The organism is Rhodococcus sp. AB351, from assembly GCF_049538275.1.
Lineage (GTDB): Bacteria > Actinomycetota > Actinomycetes > Mycobacteriales > Mycobacteriaceae > Rhodococcus.
The window spans coordinates 993,987-1,011,815 of sequence record NZ_JBMVFW010000001.1 but is presented as its reverse complement, the minus strand read 5'-3'; the positions used below and the strand labels follow the sequence as shown (position 1 = coordinate 1,011,815).

Below are 17,829 nucleotides of genomic sequence, written 5' to 3'. Positions count from 1 at the left end.
CCCGGTGGCGGACCGACACGGTTCCGGCGCTAACGCGAAGTGACGATGACGATCACTCCGGGGGCGGCGTCGCGGATGCCCTCGAAGCGCGGTTGCGCGGTCACACCGAGCGACTCGGCGACGGCTGTCGCGGTCTGCTGCTCTCCGGGAGACGACCCGTAGAACACCGAGGTCTGCGGGAGCAGGCCCTCGCTGTAGTTGCCCGTTTCACTGATGGTGTATCCCTCGTCCTCGAGGTAGGCCGCGGTCTGCGCGGCGAGGCCCGCGACCTCCGAGTTGTTGAACACGCGTATCGGAGCCGTCGCGGCCGGAGACGTGCCGGCGGCGAGCGAGGTTCCACTCGCCGCGGGCAGGGAGGGAACCGAGGTCGCGGCCGCGGTGGTGGTGGTGGTCGCGCCTGTTCCGGAGGCAGACGTGCCACCGTTCGCGGCAGCAGGCGCGGGCGCGGAGGGCACCGCGGCCGAGCGCGTGGACGGTGCGGCCGGCGCCGCGGCGGTCGTCGTCGTGGGTGCCGCCGCGGGAGCCGGTTCGTCGTCGGAATCACCGAGCGAGGCGAAACCCAGACCGGCGAACAGGATGCCCAAGGAGATCAGGACCATCGCGAACGCACGCAGAGGCGGTCCCGAGGGTGCGGGCGCGCGGCTGGGGATCTCGGGGGTTCTGCTCACGACCTCGACCATAGTTGCCCGAGCACACGCAGCGCTGCCGACCGGCCGCGCGTGTCGACATCGCAGTATCCGGCCCGGAAGCCGCCCGTCTAGCGGGTGTCGAAACCGAGCCGGCGGGCCGCGCGGGCCTTCTGACGGCTCGAACGCAACCGCCGCAGCCGCTTGACCAGCATCGGATCGGCGGCGAGCGCCTCGGGACGATCCACCAGAGCATTGAGCACCTGGTAGTAGCGGGTGGCGGAGAGACCGAAGAGTTCCTTGATGGCGTCCTCCTTGGCACCGGCGTACTTCCACCACTGCCGTTCGAACGCCAGGATGTCGAGATCGCGACGGCTCAGGCCGTTCGCCTCGTCGCCGGTGGGTTCCTGCGCGGATGCGCCGTCGCCCTGCGGGGACACGAGATCGGACCGGTCGTTGCCGTGCGCTGCTGCGCCGTCCATTTCCCTCCTCGACTGACTGGATCACACCGTGACGAAGAGTCCTTGCGTCTCGGCGGAAGTCATTCAATCACGGGGTGGGGACACATACCGGTTCGAGAACGCCGCGAGTCGATCCCATTATCCTGTGTCACCATGGCCATTCTTCCCATCGTCATCGTCGGCGACCCCGTCCTGCACAACCCGACCCGGCCGGTGACCGAGTCACCCGCCGAACTCGCTCAGCTGATCGCCGACATGTTCGAGACGATGGACGCGGCCAACGGCGTCGGCCTCGCCGCCAACCAGGTCGGTGTCGACAAGCGACTGTTCGTCTACGACTGCCCCGACCGCGACGAGTCCGGCAAGGTCGCGCGCCGGCGTGGCGTCGTCGTCAACCCGATCCTCGAGACCTCCGAGATCCCGGAGACGATGCCCGACCCCGAGGACGATCTCGAGGGCTGCCTGTCCGTGCCCGGCGAGAACTTCCCCACCGGTCGCGCCGACTGGGCGAAGGTCACCGGTACCGACGAGAACGGTGAGCCCGTCGAGATCGAGGGCCACGGATTCTTCGCTCGCATGCTGCAGCACGAGGTCGGGCACCTCGACGGCTTCCTGTACGTCGACGTGCTGATCGGGCGCAACGCCCGCGCCGCGAAGAAGACCATCAAGCGCGCCGGCTGGGGTGTCCCGGGCCTGACCTGGCTCCCGGGTTCGGTGGAGGACCCGTTCGGCCACGACGACGAGGACGACTGACGAGGCGACCGGCGAACCGTCGATGACGACCGACCGTCCGGCCCCGTCCGTACCCCTCGGCACCCGGGTGGTGCTGCGGTACCGCCTGCCCGCCGGCTACAGCCACCCGATGACCGACGTCATCGGTGAACTCGTCTCCGTCGAACCGGTGGTCTCGGTGCGCACCGCCGACGGTCGTGTCGTCCAGGTGTCCCCCACCTCGGTCGTCGCGCTCAAGCCGATCGCGGCGCGGCCGATCCGCGTCTCGGAGATCCGCGCGCTCGAGCACGCCGCCGCCGCGGGGTGGCCCGGTCTCGAATCGGCCTGGGTGGACGGCTGGCTCGTGCGCGCCGGGCACGGTTTCACCCGGCGCGCCAATTCGGCGACGCCGCTGGGTGAACGCGGCACCGTGGCCGACCCCGCCGATCCGGCCGTCCGCGCCCGGCTCCGCGAATGGTTCGCGGCGCGCGGACTGCCGCTGCGACTGCTGGTACCCGATCGCCTCGCCCGGGTCCCCGAGGGGTGGCCGACCTCGGAGCCGGTACTCGTGATGGGCGCCGACCTCGCGAACGTCCCCTTGCCGCCGGAGCCCTCCCCCGTCACGATCACCGACCGGCCGGACGCCGACTGGATGTCGCTCCACCGCGCCGACGCCGACCCGCTGCTCGCGCAGGACGTGCTCGGCTCGGTGGCCGCGGGGATCCTCAGGTTCGGCCGCATCGGAGCACCCGGGCAGCCGCCCCTCGCGATCTGCCGCGCGGCGATCACCGACGCGCCGGACCGACGCCGCTGGGTGGGTCTGTCGACCGTCGAGGTCGCTCCCGAACACCGGCGTCGCGGACTCGGCACACTCGTGTGCGGCGCCCTGCTGCGCTGGGCACGCGAGCAAGGCGCGACCCACGCATATCTGCAGGTCGAGGAGTCGAACACCGCGGCGCGCGCCCTGTATCGCGAACTCGGCTTCGTCGACCACCACCGCTACCGGTACGCCTCCGAACCCGTCGGATAGGTCGCCTACAGTGGGCGTGTGCGCCTTGCTACCTGGAATGTGAACTCCGTCCGTGCCCGTACCGACCGCATCCTCGACTGGTTGCAGCGAACCGACACGGATGTGCTCGCGATGCAGGAAACCAAGTGCAAGGACGAGCAGTTCCCGTACGAACGCTTCGAGGAACTCGGCTACCGCGTCGCGCACGTCGGACTGAGCCAGTGGAACGGTGTGGCCATCGCGTCGCGCGTGGGCCTCGACGACGTGCAGATCGGCTTCGAGGACCAGCCCGGTTTCTCCAAGGACCCGGAGGTCGATCCGGCGCTCGAAGCGCGGGCGATCGGCGCGACGTGCGCGGGTGTGCGCGTGTGGAGCCTGTACGTCCCCAACGGCCGCGATCTGAACGACCCGCACTACACCTACAAGCTCGACTGGCTCGCCAAGTTGCGCGCCGACGCGCACGCCTGGGCCACCGCAGCGCCCGAGCAGCCCATCGCGCTGGTCGGCGACTGGAACGTCGCCCCCACCGACGACGACGTGTGGGATCCGGCCTTCTTCGAGGGCAAGACGCACACCTCGCAGCCCGAGCGCGACGCCTTCCACGCGTTCGCCGAGGTCGGCTACACCGACGTCGTCCGTCCGTACGCGCCCGGCCCCGGGGTGTACACCTACTGGGACTACACCCAGCTGCGCTTCCCCAAGAAGCAGGGCATGCGGATCGACTTCGTCCTCGGATCACCGGCCTTCGCGGCACGGGTGACGGGCGCCGAGATCGACCGCAACGAACGCAAGGGCAAGGGCGCGAGCGACCACGCACCGGTCATCGTCGACCTCGACCTCTGAGCGGATTCGATCGCTGAGCGGATTCCTGGCCGGGTGAACCGCCCGCGCAAGCATCAGGCCTTGTGGGCGGGCACCTTGCGCTGCGGTTGCCTGCGCCGATTCTCCTTGCGCTGGGGTTCCGTGCGCTGAGCTTCCGTGCGCGGCGGCTCGAGAGCCACGACGACGTCGCGGTAGTTCTCGTGCGACGACAGGAACCGCTGCACATAGGTGCACACCGGTCGCACCCGCCAACCTCGGCTGCGCGCGAGATCGAGCGAACCACCGACGAGGACGGCCGCGAGACCCCGATGGCCGAAATCCTCGACGATCACGGTGTGCATGAAGTCGACGACCGGCGGGTTCGGCGCCGGAGCGCGTTCGAAGTCGTAGTACCCCAGGATGCCGACGAGATCGCCGTTGAGGCGCAGTTCGAACCGGTTCTGGTCGGCGTTGTCCGACACGGCGAGGTCCGGCGAACTCGTGTTCATGAGCGCCTCCAATGGGGGTGTTGCGTGATCGAACTGTGACCTATGCCACTATAGAGCAACGAGGCGGCCACCGGCGGCAACGCTGTCGTGTTTCGCAAAGTGCACCCGCCTCAGCGCCGCCCGGCCGTGATCGAACACACCCTCGGTAGGGTGTCCGCGTGGACCTTCTGCCCCTGTCGCCTCGAGGCGAGACCCCGGTTCGAGCCCTCACCATCGCCGGCACCGACTCCGGAGGCGGAGCCGGCATCCAGGCCGACTCCCGCACGATGGCGATGTGCGGTGTGCACGCATGCGTCGCGGTGGCCGCCGTGACCGTCCAGAACTCCGTCGGCGTCCGCGGATTCCATGAGATCCCCGCCGAGACCGTGGCCGACCAGGTGCGGTGCGTGGTCGAGGACATCGGGGTGTCCGCAGCGAAGACGGGCATGCTCGCCTCCACGCAGATCATCGAGGCCGTCGCGCAGGTGTGCTCCGAGGTGGGCATCGGCCGCGACATGGAGGTGCCGCTCGTCGTCGACCCGGTCTGCGCCTCGATGCACGGCGACCCGCTGCTGCACTCCGACGCGCTCGACGCGATCCGCGGGGTGCTCATCCCCCTCGCCACCGTCGTCACCCCGAATCTCGACGAGGTACGGCTGATCACGAGCATCGACGTCGTCGACGACGCGTCGGCACGGCGCGCCGCCGAAGCGCTCCATGCGCTCGGCGCCCAGTGGGTGATCGTCAAGGGCGGTCACCTGCGCAGCTCGGAGAAGAGCACCGACCTGCTGTTCGACGGCGACCGTTTCCTCGAGTTCAGCACGCCGCGCATCGAGACCGGTAACGACCACGGCGGCGGCGACACGCTCGCGGCCGCGATCGCGTCGGCCCTCGCGCACGGCCGGTCGGTGCCCGAGGCCGTCGAGTTCGCGAAGGAATGGATCACGAAGTGTCTCGAGTGGTCCTACGACCTCGGTCACGGCCACGGCCCGGTCAACCCGTTGTGGCGCCTGCACGAGCGCTGACCGCGCCCGCTCTCACTCGGTGAACTCGGCGCGCACCTCGGCCCGCTGGTCACCGGTGGGCACCCCGTCGGGTCCGTCGATCGAATTCGCGTAGACGGCCGTGCCGTAGGCGACGGCGGCGGCCGCCGCGGCGAACGCGTCTCGGTCGATGCCGGCCAGGGTGTCCTCGGGGGTGTGGTAGTTGGGGTCGAAGGGCCGGTCGGCGGTGCCACCCCACAGGTCGGCCTGTTCGGGGGTCTTGACGTCGTCGGCGCCGGTGAACACTCCGCCCGCGGGGATGCCGAAGGCGACGAACGGACCGTAATCGGAGCGGCCGTCGAAATCCGTTCCGCCGACCTCGATTCCGCGTTCGTCGAAGAACTGCGCGAAGGTCCGTTCGATACCCGCCGAGCCCTCCGGCCCGGGTCCTTCACCGACCGCGTCGGAGTCGTCGCCGTCGAACACCAGATATCCGGCGTTGGGCGAGCCGAGCATGTCGAAGTTCAGATACAGGGCGATGTCGAGTCGTTCCTCGTCGGACAGCGACTCGACGTACCTCGTGGAGCCGACCAGTCCGACCTCCTCGGCGCCCCAGAACGCGAACCGCACGGCGTTGGTCACGCCCGGCTCGCTGCCGAGTTGCAGCGCGGTCTCGAGGACGGCGGCGACGCCGGTTCCGTTGTCGTTGATCCCCGGTCCTTCGGGGACGCTGTCGAGGTGCGCGCCGACGACGACCACGTCGTCGGTCGAACCGGTGCGCGTCTGCGCGATCACGTTGCGCGACTTCCGGTCCTCGGTGCGAGTCTGGAGTGTCACCGTCACGGTGGTCGCGGCGGACAGACGCTCGGCGTCGGCCCCGGCCACCCCACCGACCGGGATGCGGGGGTTCGATTCCGCCCCGAGACCGGCGGCCGCGAGCGGGCCGTCCTCGTTGTTGGCGACGAGCAGCGCGGCCGCTCCCCGTTCGGCGGCGACCTGCTCCTTGACGGCGAAGGTGCACACGCCGCGATCGACGATCACCACCGCGCCGGTCGCGTCGATGCCGTCGTAGTCGGTGGCCTCGCAACCGGGGGTGTCGTCGGGGGCGATGCGCACGACACGCGCGGTGAGCCCCTCCGGTCCCGTCGACGGCGACATGCCGAGTGCGCTCACGCCCATCGACTCCCCGTCGACGGTGAGCTGCTCGTTCTCGACGGTGAACAGGGTCGTGTCGAACTCCGGTGTCTGCACGTCGAATCCGGCGTCGCGCAGGGCTCCGGCGACGTAGTCGACGCTCGCGTCGTAGCCGGGGGTCCCGAGCGAACGGTTTCCGTCGTTCTCACCGGCGATCCGTTCGAGTTCCGTCAGGTGCGTCATGACGGCATCGAGCTGCACGGCGTCGGCGAGCGCCGTCGGGTCGACGGGCGGCGCCTCCACCTCCGCCTCCGAGCATCCCGCCGCCAGCAGTACACCGGCGGCGATCAGCGCCGCTCCCCGCATGCCGTATCTCGTCTGCGCCCGCGCCATCGACCGAGCGTACAAAAAAGCACTGCGCCGCACGGGGAAACCGTGCGGCACAGTGCGTCGAAGCAGTACCTCGGGCGTGCCGAGGCGGAACCTCAGGCGTCGCGGCGGTTGACCACCACGAGCGAGGCCGCGAACACCAGGAACGAGAAGGCCGCGAAGTACACGAGCGAACCCCATGGACCCCAATGGAATTCGATGCCCTGCCCGATGCCCAGGAAATTGTTCGCGTTCGCGAACGGCAGGAACGGCTGGATCTCGCGCCCCACCGAACCGAACAACGCGAACAACGACTCGAGGAGCAGCGGCCACAGCATCAGCAGCGCGATCGTGCCGGCCGACTGCCGCAGCAGCGTGCCCACACCGATCGCGAGGAAGACGCACAGGAACGCGTAGATCGCGGTGCCGTAGACCGCACGCCACGCCGTGTCGCCGCTGAGGACGAGTTCGCGACCTGCGTCGGGCCCGGCCAGCGCCTTCGCGAGGTAGAAGGCACCGAACGAGACCGCGAGTGTCAGCACCGCGCCCAGCACGCCGATGAGCAGCGCCTTCATCGTCAGGAGCAGGGTGCGGTTCGGGGTGGCCTGGAAGGTCGTGCGGATGACCCCGAAGCGGTACTCGCTGGTGACCGACAGGGCCGCGAGGATCATGAGCACCAGCACGCCGAAGCCGGTGACGCCGCTGACCGCGACGTCCACGGTCGGATAGAACCGTCCCAGTTCGTCGTCCATCCCGGCCGATGCGCGGGAGACCGACCCGAGGATCGCGGCCAGACCCAGGCCGAGGGCGACGATGACGACGGTGCACCACAGCGGTGACTGCACCGACGTGAGCTTGATCCGTTCGGCCCGCAGTGTGTCGAGCGCCGTACTCATCACAATCCACCCTTCATGACGTCGTCGACTCCGGATCCGTGGTATTCGACCTCGCCACCGGTGAGTTTCATGAACGCTTCCTCGAGCGACGCGTTGCGTCCCGCGAGTTCGTGCAGCACGATCGACCGGGTCGCGGCGAGTTCGCCGATCTCCGCGGCCGGAGCGCCCGAGACGTGCAGGGCACCGTCGTCCTCCCGCACAGTGTGTCCGCGCTCGGTGAGCGCGATGCGCAGCTCGTCGAGCTGCGGGCTGCGCACGACGACGAACGAGTCGGAGGCGCGGTCTACGAACGCCTTCACCGAGGTGTCGGCGATGAGCCGTCCACGGCCGATGACGATGAGATGTTCGGCGGTCTGCGCCATCTCCGAGAGCAGGTGGCTGGACACGAGTACCGTGCGGCCTTCCGCGGCGAGCGCCTGCATGAACCGCCGGATCCACACGATGCCCTCGGGGTCGAGACCGTTGACCGGTTCGTCGAACAGCAGCACGCGCGGGTTGCCGAGCAGTGCGGCGGCGAGACCGAGTCGCTGCGACATGCCGAGCGAGAAGCCGCCGGCACGCTTGCCCGCGACCTCCGTCAGACCCACCTGGCGCAGCACTTCGTCGACGCGCGAGGCGGGCAGACCGTTCGACGCGGCCAGCCAGGCGAGATGCGCCCGCGCCGACCGGTTGGGATGCACCCACTTCGCGTCGAGCAGCGCCCCGACGGTGGTGAGCGGCCGTGTCAGCTCGCTGTACGGCTTCCCTTCGATCAGTGCGGTTCCCGAGGTCGGCCGGTCCAACCCCAGGATCATGCGCATCGTGGTGGACTTCCCCGCCCCGTTGGGGCCGAGGAAGCCGGTGACGATGCCGGGACGGACCGTGAACGTCAGGTCGTCGACCGCGGTCGTGGACCCGAAGGTCTTGGTCAAGCCGGTCACTTCGATCATGCGCACCACCCTACGTGCGGCTCCGGCGAGCGCATCCCGGAGCCGCAGGCGGGTGCGTCAGGGGACGAAGACCTCGGTCGTGACCGGGATGCTCGGTCGCTCGGTACGCATCGTCAGGACGACGCGGCCCGGCCCGGGGAACACGTGCATGAACAACGGCCGGGTGCTCGTGTGGAAGGCCGGCACGAAGCGGGTCTCCGTACCGCGGGCACCGGTGTCGAGGTTGTGCCAGTCGAAAGCGACGGTGACGTCGCAGTTCAGGATGCTCGGCGTCCACTCGCCGAGAAGCGAGTAGCCCTGCGTGATCCGCAGTTCGATCCCGTGGGTGGCACCCGCCACCGAGTAGATCGCGTAGGACTCGTCGAGCGGGCCGTCGAAGGCGGTTCCACCCGCGCGCACGATGCCGGCGCAGATGCCGTCGCCCAGTGTCAGCACGGGAGGCGTGGCCAGCTGCGTCATCTCGCACGTCCTCGGTCCGGTGTTCGACCGGCTCAGCTGGCACGGCTCCTGGGCGCCTGCCACGCCCGGTGCCGTGACGGCGACGGCGACACCCATGAGCCCGGCAGCCGCGGCGGAAAGGATTCGGTGTGCAATTGTCATGCCCGGGGATCGTACCGACCGCACGGTATCCCGTCACGCGATAATCGGAAAACCCCTGAACACGAAGATTCTCAAGGGTTTTCCGTAACGGTCACGGCTCCATCGGCGAAGATGCCTGAGCCCAGAAGCGTTTCGGGATCCGACCGGCGTGCCGGGCACGGAATCCCGCCTCGACGGCGTGGCGCATCGCCGACGCCATCAGCGCCGGATCCTTCGCGCGGGTGACGGCGGTCGCGAGCAGCACGGCGTCGCAACCGAGTTCCATCGCGAGCGCCGCGTCGGAGGCGGTTCCGATTCCCGCGTCGAGGATCACCGGCACACCCGCCGCCTCGACGATCATCTCGATGTGGTGCGGATTCGAGATGCCGAGGCCGGTCCCGATCGGCGAGCCGAGCGGCATCACCGCGGCACAACCGACATCCTCGAGCCGTCGCGCGAGGACGGGATCGTCGGTCGTGTACGGCAGGACGACGAAGCCGTCGTCGACGAGTTGTTCGGCCGCGGAGACGAGTTCGATGGCGTCGGGCAGCAGCGTCCGTTCGTCGGCGATGACCTCGAGTTTCACCCAGTCGGTCTCCAGCGCCTCCCGCCCGAGCTGGGCGGTCAGCACGGCCTCCTTCGCGCCGCGGCACCCGGCGGTGTTCGGCAGCGGTTCGATGCCGAGACGGCGCAGCAGGTCGAGGACACCTGTTCCGGAGGCCGCGTCGACGCGGCGCATCGCGACGGTGGTCAGCTCGGTACCCGACGCGACGAGTGCCTCCTCGAGCACGGCCAGGTTCGCCGCGCCACCGGTTCCGGTGATCAGCCGCGACCCGAAGGTGCGGCCGGCGATGGTCAGCTGCGGCAGGTCGGCGCCGGGATCGTGTGTGTCAGCCACCTTGGACCGCCGTGAGGATCTCGATGCTCGCTCCGCGCGTGACCGGCTCCGACCAGCGGCCGCGCGGGCACACGACACCGTCGACGGCGACCGCGATTCCCTTCTCGGGCAGACCGAGCTCGTTCAACAGCTGCGACACGGTCGGGGCCGCGTCGTAGTACTTGTCCTCACCGTTGACGGTGATGCCCACGGACACGTTCGTCATCCCACACTCGCTTCCGTAATTCGTCCAGGACAGGCGTATTGCGCGTCGGCCAGCGACCGCCCACCGAGTTCGGCGAGCACCGCGTCGACGGTGAGCGGCGTGAGCAGCACACCGTTGCGGCCGTGGCCGGTCGCGGCGACGACACGATCGGAGAGCCGGCCGATCAGCGGCAGATTGTCGGGGGTCATCGGGCGCAGGCCCGCACTCGCCTCGAACAGTTCGTACTCGCCGAGCGCCGGGAAGATCCGCTCGGCGTCGGCGATCAGATCGCGCACCCCGGCCACCGTGACCTGCGTGTCGGACGCCTCGTACTGCGTCGCGCCCACGACGAGACCGTCGTGGCGGGGCACCAGATAGGCGGGGCGACCGTGGACACTCGCGCGCACGGTGCGCTGCGGCGGCGGGGTCGCGGCGGGCCGCACCCGCAGGCGCAGGATCTCGCCCTTGACCGGACGGACCGGAAGTCCCGGCCACAGTCGCGCCGACGCCGAGCCGGCGGCGAGCACCACCTGGTCGTCCGAGAGATCGGCGAGGTCGTGCACGGCGGAGTCGGAGAAACGCACCCCGGCCCCGGTGGCCGCGACGCGCAGGGCGTCGACGAGCGCGCGGTTGTCGACCGACGACTCGGTGGGTGCGAGCAGTCCGAGACGCACCTTCGGACCGAGCGACGGTTCGAACTCCCGGATCTCGGCACGGGAGAGCAGACGCATCTCGTGCCCCCGCTCCCCGACCCATTCGGCGACGGTCCGCAGGTCGGCCGCGTCCGCCGCATCGAGCGCGACGGTCAGCGACGCCTCGGCGGTGAACACGTCGACGCCGGTCTCCGCGCGCAGTGCCTCCGCGAATCCCGGCCAGCGGTCGAGCGAGGCCGCACCCAGGGACAGCACGTGGTCCTCGCCGGGCCAGCCCTCGGACAGCGGGGCCAGCATTCCCCCGGCCACCCACGAGGCGCCGCTACCGGGATTCGGGTCGTGCACGGTCACGATGTGCCCCGAGCGGGCCGCGCGCCATGCGATCGACAGCCCGATCACTCCGCCACCCACGACGGCCACAGTTGCCATTGGTCCACCTCACTCCCTGCGCCGGCATGATCCGGGTCAGGTCATAACGGTCGGGGCCGGCAGGCCCCCTCTCAGCCCCGCGAACCTCGGGACTCCCGTGTCGTCACTTTCTGCCTAGAGGCTACCGTCTTGGTCGTGACCACCTATCGCGGCAACCATCCCGACCCGCGCGGCCGCCTCGCGACCGCCCGGTTGTACCTGTGCACCGACGCTCGCCGGGACACCGGCGACCTCGCACGGTTCGTCGAGGAGGCCCTCGCCGGTGGGGTCGACATCGTCCAGTTGCGCGACAAGGACTCGGCCGGCGAGAAGAAGTTCGGACGCCTCGAGGCACGCGAGGAACTCGCCGCCCTCGAGATCATCGGCGAGGCGTGTGCACGCCACGGTGCGCTCCTCGCCGTGAACGACCGCGCCGACATCGCGCTCGCGGCGGGCGCCGACATCCTGCATCTCGGTCAGGGCGACCTGCCGGTGCGGCACGCACGGCAGATCCTCGGCGACGAGATCGTCATCGGCCGCTCGACGTCGAGTCGGGCGCAGGCCGCGCTCGCCGACATCGAGGAGGGCGTCGACTACTTCGCGTCCGGGCCGGTGTGGGACACCCCGACCAAGCCGGGACGCACCGCGGCGGGGCTGGAGGTGACGCGCGAGGTCGCGCAGTCGCAGCCGGCACGGCCGTGGTTCGCGATCGGCGGCATCGATCTCGAGCGGCTCCCCGAGGTGCTCGACGCCGGGGCCACGCGGGTCGCGGTGGTCCGGGCGATCACGAAGGCCTCCGATCCGCGGGCAGCCGCGGCAGCACTGAAGGCCGCACTGCCGGCCTGAAAGGCGGCGGAAGACCGCACGCCGGCCTGAAAGGCGGGTAAGACCGCACGCCGGCCTGAAAGGCGGGTAAGACCGCACTTGCGGCTGGAGGCGTTACAGCCAGCCCAGCACGGCCGAGGGCGACATCGCGATCGTGCCCTCGGGCAACCGCGCGCGCAGGCCGCGATCCGCGGTGACCACGACCGTCACCCCCGGATCCACCACGGCCGTCGCGGTGGAGGCGAGCCGGGCCAGTTCGTCGTCGCCGCTGCCGTCCGCGCTGTGCACCGGGATCCGGACGTCGTCGATCGTCGCGTCGCGGGCATGCCCTTCGAGGACTGCTTCGACGCGGGGGACCCAACCGAACGTCCCGTCGGGAAATTCGACCGTGCGGGGCAGGACCGCGGCGAGGTCGGCGAGCAGGGCGCTCGTCGCGCCGGGGCGGTCGCGCCACCATCCGGTGGGGCCGCTCGCACCGAGCACGTTTGCGGTGTCGAGCAGCATGCGTACCGGTGAGGTGCGCAGCGACGGCCACGCCTCGGCGAAGCCGCTGTGCAGCGGCATCGCCTCGACCTCCGGTTCGGGCACCCAGCGCAGTTCGGTGCTCTCCTGGTTGAGGCTGGTCACGAGCGTTTCGGTGGCGTCGGCGACGACGGTGGTGTAGGTCCATCCGCCCGCGAGACCGGAGGTGACGCGTTCGGCGCGCACCGTCACGGCCGCGACATCGATGCCGGCCTCCTCGTGGGCCTCCCGCACGGCGGCGTCGACGGTGCTCTCGTGCGAGTCGCGGGCTCCGCCGGGAAGTGCCCAGGTGCCACCCTGGTGCGACCATGCCGCCCGATGCTGCAGGAGAACCGCGGGGCGACCGTCCGCGAGCGGAGCGCGCAGCAGCAGACCTGCGGCACCGTGTCGTCCCCAGCGCTTCTCACCGTCCGGTCCGACCGCCCAGCCGTCACCGTCTCCACGCATTGCGTCCGCCTCTCCGACCCGCCCTCGTCCGGGCCTGTGCCCGGTACCGGATCCCCGCCGTCCGTGGACGGCAACAATACCGCCGGGCTGCTTATATGCTCCCCTCAGACCGCTCGACACGAGGAAGGGAGTGCCCGGTGGACGTACGGATCACCCCTCCCTTCGCTCCTGTCGAGAGCCACATCCGCGACGACGCCGATACGGACACTCCGGACGCCCGGTTCGACGACGCCCGTGCCCTGCTGCGATCCACGCCGGTCCGGTTGGTGGTCCTGGGGGTGGTGCTCACCGTGCTGCTCGTCGCCTCGGCAGCGGTCTCCGCAACGATGGTGTCCGGCAGGCAGGCCACCCACGATCGTCTCCTCGCGTCCATCGAGCCGCTGGCCAGCGCGGCCCAGAATCTCTACAGCGCGCTGTCGGTGGCCGACGCCGCCGCCGTGACGGGCTTCATCTCGGGCGGACTCGAACCGGAGGCGGTGCGCAGTCGCTACATCCAGGCGACCGACGAAGCCGCGGAATATCTCGTCATCGCGGCGACCGGACTGACCGACGCCGACCGCGAGACCGCACACAATCTGACGGAGATCGGGCGGCTGCTGCCCGTCTACACGGGCCTCATCGAGACGGCCCGCACCAACAATCGCACCGGGCATCCGGTGGGCGCCGCATATCTCGGCGAGGCGTCGCACCTGATGCAGACCGAACTGCTCCCCGCCGCGCAGGAACTGCACACGCGCGGCGTCGCCGCCGTCGAGGACACCCAGCGCGACGCGGTGCGACCACCCTGGCTCGCGATCGGGCTGCTCCTCGTCACGGTCGCTGCCCTGTGCGTGGCGCACGTCGTCGTGAGCCGCCGCTCTCGTCGCACCCTCAATCCCGGAATCCTCGTCGCGATCGGCGCGACCGGCGCGCTGCTGTGCTGGTTGCTCGTCGCCGGCCTGGCCTCGTCGAGTGCCACCGAACGCGCCATCGAGCGCGGTGCGGCACCGCTCGCCGATCTCACCGAGGGACGGATCCTCGCCCAGCAGTCGCGTACCGCCGAGACCCTGCTGATCGCCCGGCGCGACACGACCGGCGCGTACGACGACACCTTCGGGACCAACATGTCGCGACTCGGCGACATTCTCGACGAGTACGCTCGCGATTCCGCCCTCGAGGCCGGCGCCGAGGCGGTGGAGACCGCCCGGTCGGCGCACGAGGCCTGGATCAACTCGCATGCACGCATGGTCGACGCCCTCGTCCGCGGCGACTACGCGGCGGCCTCGGTCCTCGCGGTCGGCGCAGGTCCCGGCGAGTCCACCGCGCGGTTCGTCGCTCTCGATGCCGCTCTGACGGAAGGAATCGACGACACCCGCACCGAACTGCGCGACAACGAGTTCCGCGCCTCCCGCACCCTCGCCGGCCTCGCACCGATGTCGGTGGTGCTGCTGACGGTGGCGCTGGTCGGCGTGTGGGTCGGTCTCCGGCCCCGGTTGAAGGAGTACCAGTGAGAAAGCGCGTTCTCGTTGCGAGCCTGTGCGTCGTCGCCGCACTCGCCGGCGGGTGCGCGACCGATCCCCCACCGCGCGCCCCCGGCCTCCAGGGGACGACGACCTCCCTCCCGCTCCCCGAGAACGCGCGGATGCTCGAGTCGTCGGTGGCCACACCTCCCGCCCCCGACTGCGGCGATCCCACCGCCTCGCTTCCCCCGGACCCGAATGCCACCGGACCTGCGATCGATCGGATCCGCACGCGCGGACGGCTGATCGTCGGTCTCGACACCGGCAGCAACCTCATGAGCTACCGCGACACCGCGACCGGGCGCATCACCGGTTTCGACGTCGACATCGCGCGCGAGATCGCCCGCGACCTCCTGGGCGACCCCGCTCTCGTCGACTACCGCATCCTGTCGTCGGCCGAGCGCGAGAAGGCGCTGCAGGACTCCACCGTCGACATCGTCGCGAAGACCATGAGCATCACGTGCGCCCGTCGCGAGAAGGTCGACTTCTCCACCGAGTACTTCCGGGCCCAGCAGCGTGTGCTCGTCGTCCGGGGATCCGACATCCGCTCCGCCGCTGATCTCGCCGGCCGGCGCGTGTGCATCGTCGAGGGCACGACCTCGCTGCTCCGGATGCGGGAGGTACAGCCGTCGGCGTCGATCCTCACCGTGCCGTCGTGGGCCGACTGCCTCGTCGTCCTCCAGCAACAGCAGGTCGACGCCGTGAGCACCGACGACACGATCCTCGCCGGACTCGCCTCGCAGGACCCCTATCTCGAACTCGTCGGCCCATCCCTGGGATCGGAGCCGTACGGAATCGGAATCCGGCTGGGCAGCGACGAGCTCGTACGTTTCGTCAACGCCACCCTCGAAAGGATCCGTTCCGACGGGACGTGGACGGCGCTGTACGAGAAGTACCTTCGGGTGCTCGGTCCCACTCCGTCACCCCCGACACCGAACTACCGGGAGTGACGGCCATGTCCGACGAACCCGAACCGGCCGAGACCCCGTCGGTCGATTCCGGCCCCGCCACGGAACGGGCAGTGGACTCCGGGCCCGCCACGGAACGGGCAGTGGACTCCGGGCCCGCCACCAGGCGTGCGGCGGATTCCGGGCCCGCGACCGAGCCGTCGACGAGCGACTCGGGACCGGCCACCGCCCGGGCCACCGGGGATGCCGGACCTGCCACCGAACGCGGCCCCGTCCCCACCACGCGGCCCGAATCCACCCAGCGCTCGTCGATCTGGTCCGGCTCGTCCTCCCAGCGCTCGTCGAGCCGCCGCGTCCGGCCGCGCGGCACCCAGCGTCGCCGCATCGCCGGCCTCGTCGACGTGCCGGTCCCCACCACGAAGGATCCGGTCGACGCCGTCCTCCGCGATCCCCACGTCTCCGAGGGCAAGAGGTTCTGCTCGAAGTGCGGACAACCGGTGGGACGCAGCACTCCGTCGGGGCCGGGCCCCACCGAAGGCGATTGTCCCCAGTGCGGAACACATTTCCAGTTCACTCCGGCTCTGCACCGCGGGGATCTCGTCGCCGGGCAGTACGCGGTGCAGGGTTGTCTCGCACACGGCGGACTCGGGTGGATCTATCTCGCGATCGACCGCAATGTGAGCGACCGCTGGGTGGTGTTGAAGGGCCTGCTGCAGGGTGGCGACGCCGAGGCGCAGGCGGTCGCGGTGGCCGAACGCCAGTTCCTGGCCGAGGTCAGCCATCCGAGCATCGTGCAGATCTACAACTTCGTCGAGCACCCCTCACCCGACGGCACCCCGATGGGGTACATCGTCATGGAGTACCTGGGTGGTCACACCCTGCGTACCGTGCTCGACAACTATCCTCCACCGAACCGCATCCCGGTCGAGCAGGCCATCGGGTACATGCTCGAAGTGCTTCCGGCACTGCAGTATCTGCACGACATCGGACTGGTCTACAACGATCTCAAGCCCGAGAACATCATGGTCACCGACGAGCAGATCGAACTCATCGACCTCGGTGCCGTCTCCGCGATCGAGGGATACGGCTATCTGTACGGGACGCCGGGATATCAGGCACCCGAGATCGTCCGGACCGGGCCGACGGTCGCGAGCGACATCTACACGGTCGGACGCACCCTCGCGGTCCTCACCCTCGACATGCCGTCGGACAAGGGCCGGTACCGCGACGGTCTGCCCACCCCCGAGCAGGCTCCCCTGCTCGACGAGTTCGACTCCTTCCACCGCCTGCTCCTGCGGGCCACGAATCCCGATCCGCAGCAGCGCTTCTCGTCCGCCGACGAACTGCAGGGACAGCTCACCGGTGTGCTGCGCGAGATCCTGTCGAAGAAACTCGGCACCGAACATCCCGGACTGTCCCGGCTGTTCAGCCCGCCCCGCACGACCTTCGGCACCGACGAGGCGCTCGTCCCCACCGACGTGTACGCCGACGGGATCGAGCGCGACCCCAAATTGCGGGGGCAGGATGTTGCGACGGCTCTGCCCGTCCCGCTGCTCGACCCCAACGATCCGAGTGCCGCGCTCCTCGCCGCAGCGGTGCACAGCGAACCGCAGCAGACCCTCGACTCGCTCCGGCACGCGCGCGAGAACGGGGTCGGCCGGGTCGTCGGGGCATCCGATGTGTCGTTCTCCAAGGAGATCACCCTCGCCGAGGTCCGCGCCCATCTCGATCTCGGGCAGGTCGACAGCGCGGTGGAGATCCTCACCCGCCTCGAGCGCGAGTTCGGCGACGACTGGCGCATGGACTGGTACGCCGGCATCGCCGAACTGCTGCAGGACGACTACGAGGCAGCGTTCGCCCGATTCGACAAGGTGCTGCAGGCTCTTCCGGGCGAGATCGCCCCGAAGATCGCGCTCGGGGCCACCGCCGAACTGACGCTGCAGCACTGGGAGAGCGACGACCCCGACGCGTGGCGACGCTTCTGTGAGCAGTCCTACCGGGTCGTGTGGCGCACCGATCACGCCGTCGTCAGCGCGGCCTTCGGGTTGGCACGCCAGCTCACCGCCCGCGACGAGATCCGTGCCGCCGTCGACGTGCTCGACGAGGTCCCCACGACCTCCCGGCACCACAGTGCAGCGACCATGACCGCCGCCCTGGTCCTGCTACGAGGTGGTCGCGTCGAGGAGATCTCCGAGGCGGACCTTCGGGAGGCCGCGCACCGGATCGCGTCGCTGCCTCCCGACGAGGGTCGCGCCCTGCAGATGCGCGCACTGGTCCTCGGGACCGCGCTCGAATGGGTGCGCAGCGGCCGGGCGTCGAGTCGCGAGTACGACCGCATCCTCGACGTACCGTTCACCGAGAAGGGACTACGTCTGGGCACCGAGGCAGCGCTGCGGCAATTGGCGCGCAACGCCCCCTCCCGCACCCACCGTTACACCCTCGTCGACCTCGCGAACGCGATCCGGCCGCGCAGTTTGACCTGATCGAAGATCAGGCACG

19 protein-coding genes and 1 riboswitch are annotated in these 17,829 nt (G+C 70.1%); of the genes, 8 read left to right on the top strand and 11 right to left on the bottom strand.

Features of this window, described 5'->3' with window-relative positions:
* Positions 1-29 precede the first annotated feature (29 nt).
* Both ACPCXD_RS04615 and napA read right to left on the bottom strand, forming a co-directional pair.
* Complete coding sequence (locus ACPCXD_RS04615) at positions 30-680, bottom strand: LytR C-terminal domain-containing protein (RefSeq protein WP_423658612.1); 651 nt, start codon at positions 678-680, stop codon at positions 30-32.
* 77 nt (positions 681-757) lie between these two features.
* Positions 758-1,108: a nucleoid-associated protein NapA gene (napA, locus tag ACPCXD_RS04610; RefSeq protein ID WP_160876675.1), complete on the bottom strand. Its 351-nt coding sequence runs from the start codon at positions 1,106-1,108 to the stop codon at positions 758-760.
* 132 nt (positions 1,109-1,240) lie between these two features.
* On the opposite strand from napA, the gene ACPCXD_RS04605 reads away from it, so the two are divergent.
* Genes ACPCXD_RS04605 through ACPCXD_RS04595 form a run of 3 tightly spaced genes read left to right on the top strand, consistent with a single transcriptional unit; the run spans position 1,241 to position 3,650 of the window.
* Entirely contained in the window at positions 1,241-1,840 is a 600-nt protein-coding gene (locus ACPCXD_RS04605; RefSeq protein ID WP_120280157.1) for a peptide deformylase, read from the top strand.
* Between the two features lie 22 nt (positions 1,841-1,862).
* A complete protein-coding gene (locus tag ACPCXD_RS04600; RefSeq protein WP_160876673.1) occupies positions 1,863-2,828 on the top strand; it encodes an N-acetylglutamate synthase, CG3035 family in 966 nt (321 codons plus the stop codon).
* A gap of 18 nt (positions 2,829-2,846) precedes the next feature.
* The gene (locus ACPCXD_RS04595; protein ID WP_120280159.1) at positions 2,847-3,650 is read left to right on the top strand and encodes an exodeoxyribonuclease III; all 804 of its coding nucleotides are present in this window, start codon (positions 2,847-2,849) and stop codon (positions 3,648-3,650) included.
* A 53-nt stretch (positions 3,651-3,703) separates the two neighbouring features.
* Here the strand turns inward: ACPCXD_RS04595 and ACPCXD_RS04590 are convergent, their stop codons facing one another.
* Positions 3,704-4,117, bottom strand: a complete 414-nt coding sequence (locus ACPCXD_RS04590) for a GNAT family N-acetyltransferase (RefSeq protein ID WP_160876671.1) — start codon at positions 4,115-4,117, stop codon at positions 3,704-3,706.
* A 158-nt stretch (positions 4,118-4,275) separates the two neighbouring features.
* On the opposite strand from ACPCXD_RS04590, the gene thiD reads away from it, so the two are divergent.
* Positions 4,276-5,121, top strand: coding sequence for a bifunctional hydroxymethylpyrimidine kinase/phosphomethylpyrimidine kinase (gene thiD, locus ACPCXD_RS04585; RefSeq protein ID WP_120280161.1), 846 nt, complete (start codon positions 4,276-4,278; stop codon positions 5,119-5,121).
* Between the two features lie 12 nt (positions 5,122-5,133).
* Here thiD and ACPCXD_RS04580 read toward each other — a convergent pair whose 3' ends face one another.
* The 7 genes from ACPCXD_RS04580 to thiO all read right to left on the bottom strand — a co-directional run bounded on the left by ACPCXD_RS04580 (position 5,134) and on the right by thiO (position 11,150).
* A complete protein-coding gene (locus ACPCXD_RS04580; protein WP_237451318.1) occupies positions 5,134-6,606 on the bottom strand; it encodes a M20/M25/M40 family metallo-hydrolase in 1,473 nt (490 codons plus the stop codon).
* Positions 6,607-6,698: 92 nt separating this feature from the next.
* Complete coding sequence (locus ACPCXD_RS04575) at positions 6,699-7,478, bottom strand: ABC transporter permease (RefSeq protein ID WP_120280162.1); 780 nt, start codon at positions 7,476-7,478, stop codon at positions 6,699-6,701.
* On the bottom strand, positions 7,478-8,407 hold the full coding sequence (locus ACPCXD_RS04570) for an ABC transporter ATP-binding protein (RefSeq protein ID WP_160876669.1): 930 nt from the start codon (positions 8,405-8,407) through the stop codon (positions 7,478-7,480). Before ACPCXD_RS04570 ends, ACPCXD_RS04575 begins: the two co-directional genes overlap by 1 nt.
* Positions 8,408-8,464: 57 nt before the next feature.
* Complete coding sequence (locus ACPCXD_RS04565) at positions 8,465-9,007, bottom strand: hypothetical protein (protein ID WP_237451317.1); 543 nt, start codon at positions 9,005-9,007, stop codon at positions 8,465-8,467.
* A gap of 91 nt (positions 9,008-9,098) precedes the next feature.
* Positions 9,099-9,884 carry a thiazole synthase gene (locus ACPCXD_RS04560; RefSeq protein ID WP_006553655.1) on the bottom strand — a complete coding sequence of 262 codons (786 nt, stop codon included), beginning with the start codon at positions 9,882-9,884 and terminating at the stop codon, positions 9,099-9,101.
* Positions 9,877-10,089, bottom strand: coding sequence for a sulfur carrier protein ThiS (thiS, locus tag ACPCXD_RS04555; protein ID WP_006553656.1), 213 nt, complete (start codon positions 10,087-10,089; stop codon positions 9,877-9,879). Before thiS ends, ACPCXD_RS04560 begins: the two co-directional genes overlap by 8 nt.
* Positions 10,086-11,150 carry a glycine oxidase ThiO gene (gene thiO, locus ACPCXD_RS04550; protein WP_202400209.1) on the bottom strand — a complete coding sequence of 355 codons (1,065 nt, stop codon included), beginning with the start codon at positions 11,148-11,150 and terminating at the stop codon, positions 10,086-10,088. The genes thiS and thiO overlap by 4 nt, the downstream gene beginning before the upstream one ends.
* Positions 11,147-11,259, bottom strand: a riboswitch (TPP riboswitch). (Overlaps the previous gene by 4 nt.)
* A gap of 26 nt (positions 11,260-11,285) precedes the next feature.
* Here thiO and thiE point away from each other — a divergent pair.
* Positions 11,286-11,975 (top strand): thiamine phosphate synthase, encoded by a 690-nt coding sequence (thiE, locus tag ACPCXD_RS04545; protein WP_016691589.1) that lies wholly within the window; start codon positions 11,286-11,288, stop codon positions 11,973-11,975.
* 93 nt (positions 11,976-12,068) lie between these two features.
* On the opposite strand, the gene ACPCXD_RS04540 is transcribed toward thiE, so the two are convergent.
* A complete protein-coding gene (locus tag ACPCXD_RS04540) occupies positions 12,069-12,923 on the bottom strand; it encodes an NUDIX hydrolase (protein ID WP_145693216.1) in 855 nt (284 codons plus the stop codon).
* 137 nt (positions 12,924-13,060) lie between these two features.
* On the opposite strand from ACPCXD_RS04540, the gene ACPCXD_RS04535 reads away from it, so the two are divergent.
* From ACPCXD_RS04535 to ACPCXD_RS04525, 3 genes are read left to right on the top strand one after another with little or no spacing between them, the layout of a single operon-like run.
* The gene (locus ACPCXD_RS04535) at positions 13,061-14,413 is read left to right on the top strand and encodes a GlnX family signal transduction membrane protein (RefSeq protein WP_120280165.1); all 1,353 of its coding nucleotides are present in this window, start codon (positions 13,061-13,063) and stop codon (positions 14,411-14,413) included.
* The gene (locus tag ACPCXD_RS04530) at positions 14,410-15,372 is read left to right on the top strand and encodes a glutamate ABC transporter substrate-binding protein (RefSeq protein ID WP_120280166.1); all 963 of its coding nucleotides are present in this window, start codon (positions 14,410-14,412) and stop codon (positions 15,370-15,372) included. Before ACPCXD_RS04535 ends, ACPCXD_RS04530 begins: the two co-directional genes overlap by 4 nt.
* Positions 15,369-17,813, top strand: a complete 2,445-nt coding sequence (locus ACPCXD_RS04525) for a serine/threonine-protein kinase (protein WP_423658605.1) — start codon at positions 15,369-15,371, stop codon at positions 17,811-17,813. The genes ACPCXD_RS04530 and ACPCXD_RS04525 overlap by 4 nt, the downstream gene beginning before the upstream one ends.
* The last annotated feature ends 16 nt before the right edge of the window (positions 17,814-17,829 follow it).